10 protein-coding genes and 1 pseudogene are annotated in these 13586 nt (G+C 61.5%); 3 read left to right on the top strand and 8 right to left on the bottom strand.

Annotated elements, in window-relative coordinates; genetic code table 11:
• Window positions 1-24: 24 nt before the first annotated feature.
• Entirely contained in the window at window positions 25-537 is a 513-nt protein-coding gene (locus tag DBV08_RS14065) for a MarR family winged helix-turn-helix transcriptional regulator (protein ID WP_024487435.1), read from the top strand.
• A 6-nt stretch (window positions 538-543) separates the two neighbouring features.
• Here the strand turns inward: DBV08_RS14065 and DBV08_RS14070 are convergent, their stop codons facing one another.
• From DBV08_RS14070 to prpD, 7 genes are all read right to left on the bottom strand, one after another.
• On the bottom strand, window positions 544-1017 hold the full coding sequence (locus tag DBV08_RS14070) for a MerR family transcriptional regulator (RefSeq protein ID WP_124567793.1): 474 nt from the start codon (window positions 1015-1017) through the stop codon (window positions 544-546).
• 10 nt (window positions 1018-1027) lie between these two features.
• Window positions 1028-1888, bottom strand: coding sequence for an SDR family NAD(P)-dependent oxidoreductase (locus DBV08_RS14075; protein ID WP_124567794.1), 861 nt, complete (start codon window positions 1886-1888; stop codon window positions 1028-1030).
• A 60-nt stretch (window positions 1889-1948) separates the two neighbouring features.
• A complete protein-coding gene (locus DBV08_RS14080; RefSeq protein ID WP_124567795.1) occupies window positions 1949-2731 on the bottom strand; it encodes an enoyl-CoA hydratase in 783 nt (260 codons plus the stop codon).
• A 112-nt stretch (window positions 2732-2843) separates the two neighbouring features.
• Entirely contained in the window at window positions 2844-6227 is a 3384-nt protein-coding gene (locus tag DBV08_RS14085; protein ID WP_124567837.1) for a pyruvate carboxylase, read from the bottom strand.
• A gap of 171 nt (window positions 6228-6398) precedes the next feature.
• Window positions 6399-7520 (bottom strand): bifunctional 2-methylcitrate synthase/citrate synthase, encoded by a 1122-nt coding sequence (locus tag DBV08_RS14090; RefSeq protein WP_047269777.1) that lies wholly within the window; start codon window positions 7518-7520, stop codon window positions 6399-6401.
• Window positions 7517-8434, bottom strand: coding sequence for a methylisocitrate lyase (gene prpB, locus DBV08_RS14095; protein WP_124567796.1), 918 nt, complete (start codon window positions 8432-8434; stop codon window positions 7517-7519). The genes DBV08_RS14090 and prpB overlap by 4 nt, the downstream gene beginning before the upstream one ends.
• Window positions 8434-9936, bottom strand: a complete 1503-nt coding sequence (gene prpD / locus DBV08_RS14100) for a 2-methylcitrate dehydratase PrpD (protein ID WP_124567797.1) — start codon at window positions 9934-9936, stop codon at window positions 8434-8436. The genes prpB and prpD overlap by 1 nt, the downstream gene beginning before the upstream one ends.
• Window positions 9937-10103: 167 nt before the next feature.
• Between prpD and DBV08_RS14105 the strand changes: the two genes are divergently transcribed.
• Together DBV08_RS14105 and DBV08_RS14110 are read left to right on the top strand one after the other, a co-directional pair.
• Window positions 10104-11525, top strand: coding sequence for a short-chain fatty acyl-CoA regulator family protein (locus tag DBV08_RS14105; protein WP_095968516.1), 1422 nt, complete (start codon window positions 10104-10106; stop codon window positions 11523-11525).
• 53 nt (window positions 11526-11578) lie between these two features.
• Entirely contained in the window at window positions 11579-12574 is a 996-nt protein-coding gene (locus DBV08_RS14110; RefSeq protein WP_124567798.1) for an endonuclease/exonuclease/phosphatase family protein, read from the top strand.
• Window positions 12575-12644: 70 nt separating this feature from the next.
• On the opposite strand, the pseudogene DBV08_RS14115 reads toward DBV08_RS14110, so the two are convergent.
• A pseudogene (locus DBV08_RS14115) lies at window positions 12645-13586 on the bottom strand (DUF222 domain-containing protein); the annotation flags it as partial.

Consider the following 13586-nt stretch of genomic DNA (forward strand, 5'->3'; position numbering starts at 1 on the left):
ACCAGTTAACAAAACTGAGGAATCGTGAACGAACCAACACTCCGCTCCCGTACGTGCAACCTTTGGGCCGAAAACAATCCTGACCTCGACACGTCGCCCATGGAAGTTGTCGCGCAACTCAAGCGGATCACGGCGCTTCTCGAACTCGCCGTCGAACCGGTGTACCGATCCGCGGACCTCACCGTTTCGGAGGTCGAACTGCTTGTGCCGCTTCGATACGCCGAGGAACCGGTCACCGCGATTCGTCTCGCCGAACGCCTCGGCATGTCTCGGGCCGGAGTCAGCAAGGCACTCGCACGATTGGAGAAGCGAGGCCTTGTCTCCCGCACGAGCAATCCCGAAGACAGGCGATCTGCACTGATCACGATGACGATCCAGGGAAACGCTGTCGTCGATGACGTCTTTCCTCGCGAACTCGCCGCTCACGGTGAATTATTCACCAAACTCGGACGGGACCGCGGAAAAATTCTCGCGGCACTCGAGCAGTTGGCGCTATCCATGGAAGGCGGGTTGGATCGAACGCAGGACAAGAAGTAGCCCGCGCTACTCCTGCTCCCCGGTCCGCCCGCCGTACGTCGCAATCTTGTACTCCGTCGCAGCCAAAGACAACGTGAGCTCCTTGATCTGCCGACGAACGGTGTCCCGGTGCTCGAGCAGCATGTCGAGTCTCTCCGGAACTGTCCCTTCACCGGCGTCGACCAGTTCGACGTAGTGCTGCAGGTCACGAATCGCCATGCCTGAGATACGCATGCGGGTCAGAAACACCAGCCTGCGAATAGATTCCGGGCCGTACACACGATGTCCGCTCGAGTCACGATCGACCGTGACCAGGCCGATCTTCTCGTAATAGCGCAGGGTATGTGCCGAAACATCCAGTAGGTCCGACACTTCGGCGATCGACATCGGATCTTCGACGTCCCCTGCATCGACGAGCCGGTGAATGACCTCGATCGACATGGGCCCGTCCACTTCCCCAAGGGCCTCGAGCGCCTTACGCATCAAGTCTTCGGTAGCCATGACTCCCAGCCTAGAACGGGCGGACAGGTCCGGCAGCATCCGCGAAATCGGCGCTGCGAGCGAGGTCGGCCCAGACGGATACCTCGGCGAGATTCTTCCGGTACGACGCGGATATCCGCTCCACGGCTTCCTTTCCGAGTGGCAGACGAAGTGGCACGTTCTCACTGTGCACCAGCGCATTGATGATTGCCGCTGCTTTCTCCGGATCGCCCTCCTGAACACCGTCTGCCGCCGCCATGTCACGCAGAACGGGATCGAGCACTTCACGGTAGTCCGATGATGATTCGGCGAAACTCAGAACGCCGGGGGTGTTGAATGCCGTGCGGAATCTGCTGGGCTCGACGATCATCACTCGGATGCCGAACTGCCCGACCTCACCGGCGAGAGCCTCCGACCAACCCTCGAGCGCGAACTTCGACGCCGAATACGCCCCGACCCCGGGAAACGACATCCGGCCGCCTTGGCTGCTCATCTGCACGATCGTCCCACTTCCCTGCACTCGCATAGAAGGGAGGGCGGCGCGAACCAACGCGGCGGGTCCGATCAGGTGCAGTTCCATGAGATCCCGCAAGGTCGAATCGTCGACCAACTCCGCCGCGCCGACCATCCCACGACCGGCATTGTTGACCAGCACGTCGACGCGACCGAAACACTCGAGCGCGTGTTCGACTACCCCCGGAGCTGCTTCGGTATCTCGGACGTCGAACGTCACAGTCGAGAACCGATCCGGATGCTCCGACGCAATATCTGCAACGGCTTCAGGGCGACGAACTGCCGCGACCACCGCGTCCCCTGATCGAAGTGCGGACAGTGCTAGTTCGCGGCCGAAGCCTCGAGAAACTCCAGTGATGATCCAGGTCTTTGTTGTCATGGTCGGGAACGCTAAGGGTTAGAGCGCGCTCCAACGCAAGCCTCTGCTCCGACCACAGAATTACACCCCCGCCCAGACCGGTCGCTCACCGCGAAGGAAACCGTCGACGCCGGCTTTGAAGTCGTCACTGCTGTAGATCATGCGCATCAGATCATCGTTGTCGGTGATCGATCGGGTCCTGATGCGGCGCAGTGACTCTCGAATCGTCCACACGGTCATCGGGGCAGCCGCAAGCAGTTCCCGCGATACCTGGGCAGTCAGGCTCGCGAACTCGGTCTCTGTTGCACAGTCGCTGAGGAAGCCGTTCCGCAGAGCCTCGTCGCTCGACATGACCCCCGCCCGAGCGACCAACGACATCAGACGCGAACTGCCGATCCTGTCCGCCAGCAACGCCACGGAATGGGTCGACAACGAGTTTCCGAGGGTGCGCGCGATCGGAAGGCAGAAGCGGGACCCGTGCGTCGCTATCCGCACATCGCACGCCGCCGACAGCAACAGCCCTGCCCCCGCACACACACCGTCGATCACCGCAATCGTCGGAACCCGAACTTTCTCGAGCTCGGTCAGCACGCCGACGAACCGACTTTCGTAATCGAGCCCGTCGTGAAAGCTCGAGAAGGTCTGAAAGTGGCGTATGTCGGAACCCGCCGAGAACGCCTCTCCCCCCGCCCCGCGGAGAGTGAGTAACCGGATCTCCCGGTCGGAGTCGGCGCTCCGGCAGGCTCCGGCAATGGCGTCGTACATCTGAGGAGTCAGTGCGTTGCGCTTTTCCGGCCGGTTGAACACGACGTCAAGCGTCTCCCCATGACGGATGATCGAGATGTCTTCGTGCGTTTCAGTCATGACTATGACGCTATTGCCGGGAAAGAACAAATGAAACACATTGCACTCGAGTATCTTTGCGAACAATCGATGCAAAGTTGCAGACAGTGCGAACCCTGCACCCGATCTGCCACTACTCGATCACGAGAAGCAGATCACTGCCCTCGACCTGCTGGACTTCGCTGATCGCCAGTCGGGCAACCATACCCGCGCACGGGGCGGTGATCGCCGCCTCCATCTTCATCGCTTCGATCGTCGCGACAGTGTCTCCGGCCTCGACGCTCTGCCCCTGCACGACAGTGAGCGTGACCACACCGGCGAACGGTGCCGGTACCTGCCCAGGAATGCTGCGGTCAGCCTTCTCGGCCGCCGGAACAGTATCCGCGATGCTTCTGTCTCGCACCGACACCGGCCGCAATTGACCGTTCAGGATGCACATCACCGTTCGGAATCCGCGCGCATCCGGTTCCGAGATCGCTTCGAGTCCGATGATCAGCTCGACGCCCTGCTCGAGCTGAACTCGATGCTCGTCGCCACGGCGCAGACCGTAGAAGAACTGGTTCGCCGACAACCTCGACGTATCTCCGTACTGTTCCTGATGATCGAGAAACTCTTTGGTCGGGCCGGGGAACAGCAACCGATTGAGCGTGGAGCGCACCTTCGAGCCATCACCGCTCAACGCTTTAGTGTCATCTTCCGACAGTGGCACTTCAGGTTTCGCCTGTCCACGCCCCTCCAACGCCTTAGTGCGGAACGGCTCCGGCCAGCCGGCCGGCGGTGTACCCAGACCACCGCGCAAGAAGCTGATCACCGATTCCGGTAGATCGAACTTGGCTGGATCCGAGGCGAATTCGTCGGAACTTACGCCTGCGCCCACCAGATGAAGTGCAAGATCACCGACTACCTTGGACGACGGCGTCACCTTCACCAGCCGACCGAGCATCCGATCCGCCGCTGCATAGTTCACTTCGACGTCCTCGAAGCGGTCGCCGAGACCCAAGGCGGCCGCCTGTGTCCGGAGATTCGAGAGCTGACCACCCGGAATCTCATGGGTGTAGACGCGGCCAGTGGGTGCGGGCACGCCCGACTCGAACGGTGCGTAGACCTTCCGCAGCGCCTCCCAGTACGGTTCGAGATCGCACACCGACCGAAGGTCGAGACCTGTATCGAACTCCGAATGTGCAGCCGCCGCAACGATCGCCGAGAGTGCAGGCTGGCTGGTAGTACCCGCCATCGGGGCAGCCGCACCGTCCACTGCATCGGCTCCGGCCTGCCACGCTGCCAGGTACGTAGCCAACTGACCGCCGGGAGTGTCGTGGGTGTGCACGTGGACGGGGAGATCGAAATTGCGACGCAATGCAGAGACAAGTGTCGCGGCGGCAGGAGCACGAAGCAGTCCGGCCATGTCCTTGATCGCCAGGACGTGTGCCCCGGCATCGACGATCTGCTCCGCCAACCGCAGGTAGTAGTCCAGTGTGTACAGCGTCTCCGCCGGATCAGACAGATCGCCGGTGTAACTCAGTGCCACCTCCGCAACCGTCGTACCGGTGTCACGTACTGCATCGATCGCCGGCCGCATCTGATCGACGTTGTTGAGAGCGTCGAAGATTCGGAATATGTCGATCCCAGTTCGTGCTGCTTCGCGGACGAACGCGGTGGTCACCTGCACCGGATAGGGCGTGTACCCCACAGTGTTGCGTCCACGCAGAAGCATCTGCAGGCAGATGTTCGGTACGGCCTCTCGCAGTGCCGCCAACCTCTCCCACGGATCTTCCTTCAGGAAACGCAGAGCAACGTCGTAAGTCGCTCCGCCCCACGCCTCGAGCGACAACAGTTCCGGAGTCATACGGGAGACGTGACCGGCCACCGCCAGCAGACCGCTGGTACGAACCCTGGTGGCGAGCAACGACTGATGTGCATCTCGGAAGGTCGTATCAGTGACGGCCACAGCCTTCTGCTCGCGCAGGGCCGCCGCAAATCCGCCCGGTCCCAAGTTCATCAGCCGCTGCTTGGAACCATCCTTCGGTGGAGCAGTCACGTCGATCTTCGGCAGCTTGTCGTGCGGGTAGACAGCCGACTTCCGCTCCCCATGTGGGCGATTGACCGTCACATCGGCAAGATACGTGAGGATTCTGGTGCCACGATCGGCAGACGCCCTCGACGTGAGCAGTCCCGGACGCTCCTCTATGAACGACGTCGTCACCTCCCCGGCCCGGAAGTCGGCGTCGTCGAGCACTGCCTGCAGAAAGGGAATGTTGGTGGAAACCCCTCGGATTCGGAATTCGGTGACCGCGCGCCTTGCCCGCGAAATCGCGGTGGGCAGGTCGCGTCCACGGCAGGTCAGCTTCACCAGCATGGAATCGAAATGGGCACCGACCTCTGCCCCGAGGGTAGCCCCGCCATCCAGGCGAACACCCGCACCGCCCGGGGTTCGGTAGGCCGTGATGCGCCCGGTATCCGGACGGAATCCGTTGGACGGATCCTCGGTGGTGATGCGCAGTTGCAGTGCGGCTCCGCGCAGAACAATCGATTCCTGGCGAAGACCCAAGTCGGACAACGATTCACCAGAGGCAATCCGTAGTTGAGCCTGAACCAGGTCGACGTCGGTCACCTCCTCGGTGACGGTGTGCTCCACCTGGATTCGCGGGTTCATCTCGATGAACACGTGATTGCCTCGGGTATCGAGCAAAAACTCGACAGTGCCGGCACACGAATAGTTGATAGCCTTCGCAAACGCCACCGCGTCGGCACAGATCTTCTCCCGCAGTCCGGCTGGAAGGTTCGGAGCGGGCGCAAGTTCCACAACCTTCTGATGGCGTCGTTGCACACTGCAGTCTCGTTCGAAGAGGTGAATGACGTTTCCTTCACCGTCTGCGAGGATCTGCACTTCGATATGGCGTGGGTCGACCACCGCCTGCTCCAGGAATACCGTCGCATCACCGAAGGCTGACTCAGCTTCTCGCGCAGCGGCTTCGATCGATTCTCTCAGTTGACCCCGCTCCGCAACACGTCGCATCCCCCGTCCGCCGCCTCCGGCGACTGCCTTGACGAAAAGCGGAAACTCCATGGACTCCGACGCGCTTATCAGTGCTTCGATGTCAGTGGACGGTTCGGACGACTCCAGAACGGGGAGTCCTGCTGCCCGCGCAGCCGCGATAGCGCGCGCCTTGTTTCCCGTCAGCTCCAGCACTTCGGCCGACGGGCCGACGAAGGTGATTCCGGCGTCCGCGCATGCTCCCGCCAATTCAGGGTTCTCCGAGAGGAATCCGTACCCGGGATAGATCGCGTCGGCGCCGGCCTTCTGGGCCGCAGCGATGATCTCGGGCACCGAAAGATATGCACGGACGGGGTGACCGACCTCCCCGATCTGGTAACTCTCGTCGGCCTTCGTGCGGTGGATCGAGTTTCGATCCTCGTACGGAAACACGGCCACGGTTCCGGCACCCAGTTCGTAGGCCGCGCGGAACGCACGAATGGCGATTTCGCCTCGGTTGGCGACAAGCACTTTGGAGAACATGGAGAAAACCTTCGCTGTCGAGAGTGTCAGTGCGCGAATGAGCATGGCCCGCACGCGAAAGTGCGGGCCATGCGTGGAGAAGCGTCGACGAGGCCAGGAGACGGTGATGCCAGAACCGAACCTCGCCGACGCAGTATTGGAAGAGTCGTCAGGCCACGATAGTTGAAAGCGTTATGCCACAACGGTCCGCTGTGGCACACCGGAGTACTGACTCAGCGGCCTGATCAGTGCATTCGACTGCCCCTGCTCGATGATGTGCGCCGTCCATCCGGTGATTCGACTCATCACGAAGATCGGCGTGAACATCTCGACATCGAAGCCCATGAGGAAATAGGCAGGGCCGGTGGGGAAATCGAGATTCGGTTTGATTCCGGTGGCACTGACCATCGTCTTCTCGAGGATCTCGTACATCTGCACCCACTTCTCGCCGTCCGTCGCTGCCGCTACGTCGAGGAGCGCCTGCTTCATGGTCGGAACACGCGAATCACCGTTCTTGTAGACACGGTGTCCGAAGCCCATGACCTTCTCCTTGGCGGCCAACTTCTCCGACATCCAGGCTTCCGCGCGGTCTGGGTCGTCGATCTCGAGCATGTCGTGCATGACGGCTTCGTTTGCGCCGCCGTGCAGCGGGCCCTTGAGCGTGCCGATCGCAGCCGTCACTGCGCTGTAGATGTCCGAAAGTGTGGACGTCACAACACGAGCGGCAAACGTCGAAGCGTTGAAGGAGTGCTCCGCATACAGGATCAGCGAGACCTCGAAGGCCTTCACGATCGCCGACTCCGGAACAGCACCGAAGCACATGTTCAAGAAGTTTTCGGCGAAACCCAGGTCCGACTGCGGCGCGATGGGATCCTGACCACGCCGGCGGCGGAAATCGGCTGCGACGATGGTCGGCAGCACGGCCGTCATCCGCAGTGCCTTGGCCAGATTGGCCTTCTCGGAGTTGTCGTCCTCCGCCGGATCCTCGGCGCCGAGGTAGCTGATCGCCGTCCGGACCACGTCCATCGGGTGGCAGTTGTCGGGCATCTTGGTCAGGAGCGAGAGCAGTGAGCGATCGGCACGGCGAGCCGCACGCTCACGCAGACAGAGCAATTCGAGCTGCTCGGGTGTCGGCAGTTCGCCGTACCACAGCAGGTGCGCAACTTCTTCGAAGCTACAATTCGCGGCGAGGTCCTGCACTGCGTAACCTCGATACGTCAACGAATTCGTCTCGGGCACTACCTTGGAGATAGCCGTCGTGTCGACGACAACTCCGGCCAAGCCCTTGTAGATCGTCGGAATCTGTTCGGTCATGTCCTACTCCCCTCCAAGCTGAAATTGAAAATGCCACTGTCGAATTCGTTGTAACGCTCGTACTCGAGAATCTCGTACAACCTGCTGCGGTGCTGCATCTCACCGAGCAGCCCTTCTTGCGTGCCCTCCGCAAAAATCTCGCGCAGGCCCTTTTCGATAGCGAACATCGCCAACCGAAGAGTGGTCACGGGGTAGATGACGGCGTTGAAACCGATCTCTTCCAACGTCTTCGCCGAAATGAGATTCGACTTCCCGAACTCGGTCATGTTGGCGAGCAACGGAGTGTCGACTGCTGCGCGGAACTTCTCGAAGTCTGCTTCGGTGGCAAGAGCTTCGGTGAAGATCAGATCGGCACCGGCATCCGCGTAGGCCTTTGCTCGCTCGATCGCTGCGTCGATACCGTCGATTCCGGCAGCATCGGTGCGCGCGCAGATGACGAAGTTCGGGTCGCGACGTGCCGAGACTGCAGCACGAACTCGGCGAACCATGTCTTCGGTGGGCACGATCGCTTTGCCGTCGAGGTGCCCACAGCGCTTGGGGTTGATCTGATCCTCGAGGTGCAGACCGGCTATACCGTCGTCCTCGAAGATCGTGACCGTGCGGGCAGCGCTCATGGGTTCACCGAAACCGGTGTCGGCGTCGATGAGCGTCGGGAGGTCGGTGACCCGCGCGATCTGCTTGCTGTGGGCGGCGACCTCGGTCAACGTGGTCAGCCCGATGTCGGGAAGCGCCAATCCGGCGGAATACGCACCACCCGAAACGTAGACACCTTCGAACCCGATTTCCTGAATGAGCTTGGCTGTCAACGGATTGATCGCACCGGGGAGTCGTTGAATCTTTCCGGACGTCAGCCCGGCCCGGAAGGCAATCCGCTTGTCGGCTGCAGACGTCGATGCGGCAATGAGGCCCGTCATCAGAAGAGTCCCTTGGCGACCTTGGGGGCCCGAGCGAGAACGTCTTCGGAAACGGTGAAGGTCAGCTGATCGAGTTCGCCTGCCTTCAATTCGGGGGTGCGTTGTGCCGCGTCGAGGAAGCGATCCTGTTCGCTCGGCTCGATGACGCCCTCGGCGAGGGTGCGGAACTTCGCGACGTACTGATCGCGAGCGAACGGACGTGCGCCGAGCGGGTGCGCATCGGCCACCGCAAGCTCGTCGACGATGACCTCGCCGCTCTTCAAGGTGATCTCGGCGCGGGCACCGAAAGCCTTCTCGTCGGGATCCGTCGAGTGGTAACGGCGTGTCCATTCGGGATCTTCGCGTGTGGAGATCTTGTTCCACAGCTCGATCGTGTCGGGGCGCTGTGCACGCTCGGGCGCGTAGGAATGCTCGTGGTGCCACGTACCGTCCTGCAGCGCAACGGCAAAGATGTACATCACCGAGTGATCGAGAGTTTCGCGTGATGCGGTGGGGTCGAACTTCTGCGGATCGCCGGAACCGGTGCCGATGACGACGTGGGTGTGGTGACTGGTATGCAAGACGATCGAGGCGATCTGGTCGAGATCGCCGACGCGAGAACGCATCCGGCGAGCGAGGTCGATCGGCGCCTGGCTCTGGTACTCCGCGGAGTGTTCCTTCGTGTACGAGTCGAGGATGGCGCGCTTCGCCTCACCAGAACCCGGAAGCGGAACGTGGTACTCCTTGTCCGGGCCACCGAGCAGCCAGGCGATCACGCCGTCTTCGCCTTCCCAGATCGGTGAAGGTGCACCTTCACCGCGCATCGCACGGTCGACTGCCTCGACGGCAACCTTGCCGGCCAGCGCCGGCGCGTAGGCCTTCCAGCTGGAGATCTCGCCCTTGCGGGACTGCCGTGTAGCCGTCGTGAGGTGCAGCGCCTGGCCGATTGCCTGGTAGATCGTCTCGGTCTCCAGGCCGAGCAAGGTTCCGATACCTGCCGCGGCCGAAGGGCCGAGGTGTGCGACGTGATCGATCTTGTGCTCGTGCAGGCAGATAGCCCGAACCAGGTCGATCTGGATCTCGTAGCCAGTCGCCAGACCGCGAATCAGGTCTTGACCGTCACGCCCGGCGTGCTGAGCGACGGCAAGGATCGGCGGGATGTTGTCACCGGGGTGCGAGTACTCGGCGGCCAGGAACGTGTCGTGGAAATCGAGTTCACGAACCGCTACGCCGTTTGCCCATGCGGCCCATTCAGGCGAGAAGGTACCCGAGATACCGAACACGGTGGAACCGGGCGTGTACGGATGAGACTGCGCCTGTGCACGCGCATTCACTACGGGGCGGCGCACCAGGGAAGCTGCGGCAACTGCCGCGTTGTCGATGATCCGGTTGACGATCATGTCGGACGTGGCGTCGGTGACCTCGACGGAATCCGTCGCAACTTCCGCGATCTTCCACGCGAGGTGGTCTTCCTTGGGGAACTCTTCGGCAGAGCGGTGGGTGCGTACGAGATGCGTCTTCATCGATCCTCTTCTCACGTGCTTCGGTATCTATTTGCACGCTACGCAGCTCGTTCACCTCGGGATAGGCCCTCGCAATTGCCTATTTGTGCAATAACAGTCCTGCAATGTAGCGAATGTTGCGAATGGCTTCTCGGTAGGGTGAACCCGATCGGCACCGAGGAGATTCGATGAAGAAGATGTACGCGGGAGCGCGGCTGCGACGACTGCGGGAAGAACGAAACCTGTCACAGTCCGCACTGGCGAAGGCGCTCGAACTCTCCCCCAGTTATGTCAATCAGCTCGAGAACGATCAACGACCGCTGACGGTCCCCGTCCTTCTCAAGCTCAACGCCGAGTTCGATCTCGACGTGCAATTCTTCGCTTCCGATTCCGACGCACGACTCGTTGCGGACGTTCATCACGCCTTGGCTGAAACCTCGGAATCCGGGGACGTATCGCTGGCAGAGGTGGACGAATTGGTGGCCCGAATGCCGGCGGTCGGACGCACCCTCGTGATGTTGCACCGCCGCCTTCACGCCGCAACAGAGCAATTGGACCAGTTCTCGACGCAATTGTCCGGCGAGGCAGCATCTGACGTGTCGCTGGTGCCCATGCCTTACGAAGAAGTTCGAGACTTCTTCTACGACCGAAAGAACCACATCGCCGTTCTCGACGACGCTGCCGAGCGGATGTTCGTGGACAACGGGTTGTCCGTGGGAGCAGTGGATCTGCAGCTGGCACGACTGCTTCGCGATCAGCACGGCGTCACCGTGACGATCCGCACGGACGAACCAGACAAGCTCGGGCCCAAGCGCTTCTACGATCCGGAGAAGTCGATCCTGACCCTGGCGCGGCGTCTGTCGGCAGGCCAACGCGCATTCCAGATCGCGATGCAGTTGGCCTTCTTCACGCAGGCCGACGTGATCGATTCCCTTGTCGCCGAGGACGAATCGTTGAGTGCCGAGTCCGCGGCACTGGCTCGAATCGGACTCGCGCACTACTTCGCCGGCGCACTGCTACTCCCGTACACCCAATTCCTGGAATCGGCCGAGGCTCTGCGGTACGACATCGATCTGCTCAGCCTCAAATTCGAGGTCGGCTTCGAAACAGTTTGTCACCGGCTGTCCACTCTCCAGCGTCATGGCCAACGCGGCATCCCCTTCTTCTTCGTCCGAACCGATCGCGCCGGAAACATCTCGAAGCGTCAGTCTGCTACCGCTTTTCACTTCTCCAGAGTCGGCGGCAGTTGCCCACTGTGGGTCATCCACGAGGCATTCGCGAGCCCTGGACGCATCCTCACCCAGGTCGCGAAGATGCCTGACGGCCGGACGTACCTGTGGGTGGCGCGCACCACCCACAGCGGCGGACTCGGATACCTCGCGCCCGAGCGGAACTTCGCCGTCGGACTCGGTTGCGACATCGGCTACGCCGATCGCATGGTCTACTCCCACGGAATCCAGACGGACGACCCCGCGACCATCGTGCCGATCGGCGCGGGGTGCAAAGTCTGTGACAGACCAGCGTGCTCTCAACGCGCCTTCCCCCAACTCGGCCGCTCGATCTCCGTCAGTGAGAACAGCAGCAGCCATCTGCCGTATCCGCAACAATAGGGCGCACCGACTCCACCTGCGGTTCCTCTGCGCTACGACGCTCTTCTGCTTCCATGTACGTCATGCACCCCGATACCGTGACCCCTCGTCGACTGGTTCTTCGCCGCCTTTCGGCCGTGGTCGGCGTGGCCGGAATCGTGACTGGTGTGGTTGCCTTGATCGCAACTCAGCTGGACGTCGATCACAACATCGTGATCGTTCTGGCATCAGTGGCACCCTTGTTGATGATTGCTCCGCTGATCGGTGCCGTCGTCTCGGGTATCGGGCGTCAGTGGATCGTATGCGCCGCATCCCTTGTCGTCCTTGCACTGTTCGGATGGTCCGTGAGCCCGCTGTACATCAGCGGAACTGGCGAGTCGACGTCTGCGAACGGCCCGTCGATTCGGATGATGCAGGCCAACTTGATGATCGGTACAGCGGATCCGGAGTCGCTTGTAGCGATGGTCCGCGAGAGCAACGTCGACGTGGTGACGGTCCAGGAGTTGACGTACCAGGAAGTCGACGCGCTCGAAGCCGCCGGGCTCGAAGAGGTTTTGAGCCACCAGTTCCTGGTCCCCTACGCCGACGGCGGTGGCGGGGCCGGAATCTACAGTCGCTTTCCTCTCTCCAATCCACGTAGCCTCGACGGGTTCTCACCCGAAACGCTCTCGGCAGAGCTGAATGTCGGCTTGGCGCGGCCAGTCACATTGTTCGCCGTGCATCCGGCACCGGCGTACATCTCGCCGGCTTCGGTGTGGGCGGCCGAGCAGCAAAGGCTTGGGTCTTACATGGACGAAGCCGCCGGGATGGACAATGTGATAGTCAGCGGCGATTTCAATGCGTCGTACTCGAACCAGCAGTTTCGGAATCTCCTCAGAAACGGATATACCAGCGCCGCCGATCAATTGGGTTCCGGTCTGATCCCGACCTACCCGACCGACAAGTCGTATCCGGCGATGGTCGGTATCGACCACATCATCACCAAAGGCGCTGTGGCGACGTCCCTCGAACGGATCGAGATCAAGGGATCCGATCATCACGGACTGATCGCCGACATCACGTTGTCTTGAGTAAATACTGGATTGAGCACGCACCGGGGCATGGTTATGCCCCGGTGCTCACGTCTTCAGTTGTCGCGGTTCACGCCGCTGTGGGTGGGCTGTTCCCGCCGATCGGCTGCTGATACGGGTCGATCGACATCGGCGGATAAAACGTCACTCCGTGTGGTGCAACGTCCGATGATGATGACCACACAACAAGATCAGATTATCGAGATCTGTTGGGCCACCATCATTCCAATGAACAATATGGTGAGCATCGCACCACCCCGACGGAGTCCCGCACCCCGGAAACGCACACCCACCATCCCGGACCGCCAACGCCCGCCGCTGCGGCACCGTCGCTGTTCTCGCTTCCTTACCGCAGTCGAGCGGAACACCATTCTCATCCAACAAGATCCGCGTGATCGTGCAGTCGCAGGCCAGCATCCGGGCCGTGTCGATACTGATCGGACCTACCCAATCCGTCCACGCGAATCCCAACTCCTCAGTGGACGGCAACAGATCCTTCAAGGCTTTCAGGTCGGTCATGTCTTTGGCGCTGGCGGTGACCGTGATGTGCGGTTTCACCCCACCCTCGATCGGACCCAACCCCGCCCGCTCGTACCGGCGCAACAACTCGCAAAACCCGTCCGCGCGCCGTAAAGCCGGAGTACGCGTGTCCTTGGCGCCGTCTTTTTCCGGTGTCGGAGCCGACAGGCTCGACAACAACGTGATCAACCGCGCCCCGTTCACCGCATCCAAATCACCCTTCACGGTCACCCGCCCGTACAAGCCTTTCGAGGCATAGAACTCATTGCGCTCAGAGTCTTCCCCGACCGGAACACCGTCCTCACGGTTGCCGTACTGCTTCTCGATCCGCCGAATCGCCGCCCGCACCGCATCACAATCCGCAATATTCTTCGACGCCAGATCAAGCAGAATCCTGCGAGCCTTGTCCACATCGGCACGATGAAACGCATCGCCCACCACGGGTTCGAGCATCAACAACCGCGCCAACCCGACCCAGCAGACTGCACTCACC

The organism is Rhodococcus sp. KBW08 (assembly GCF_003852455.1).
GTDB classification, from domain to species: domain Bacteria; phylum Actinomycetota; class Actinomycetes; order Mycobacteriales; family Mycobacteriaceae; genus Rhodococcus_F; species Rhodococcus_F baikonurensis.

Coding starts and splice junctions, on each gene's coding strand:
- DBV08_RS14080 (WP_124567795.1), bottom strand. CDS start 2,731: ATGACTGAAACGCACGAAGACATCTCGATCATCCGTCATGGGGAGACG.
- DBV08_RS14085 (WP_124567837.1), bottom strand. CDS start 6,227: ATGTTCTCCAAAGTGCTTGTCGCCAACCGAGGCGAAATCGCCATTCGT.
- prpB (WP_124567796.1), bottom strand. CDS start 8,434: ATGACGGGCCTCATTGCCGCATCGACGTCTGCAGCCGACAAGCGGATT.
- DBV08_RS14075 (WP_124567794.1), bottom strand. CDS start 1,888: ATGACAACAAAGACCTGGATCATCACTGGAGTTTCTCGAGGCTTCGGC.
- prpD (WP_124567797.1), bottom strand. CDS start 9,936: ATGAAGACGCATCTCGTACGCACCCACCGCTCTGCCGAAGAGTTCCCC.
- DBV08_RS14070 (WP_124567793.1), bottom strand. CDS start 1,017: ATGGCTACCGAAGACTTGATGCGTAAGGCGCTCGAGGCCCTTGGGGAA.
- DBV08_RS14105 (WP_095968516.1), top strand. CDS start 10,104: ATGAAGAAGATGTACGCGGGAGCGCGGCTGCGACGACTGCGGGAAGAA.
- DBV08_RS14090 (WP_047269777.1), bottom strand. CDS start 7,520: ATGACCGAACAGATTCCGACGATCTACAAGGGCTTGGCCGGAGTTGTC.
- DBV08_RS14110 (WP_124567798.1), top strand. CDS start 11,579: ATGTACGTCATGCACCCCGATACCGTGACCCCTCGTCGACTGGTTCTT.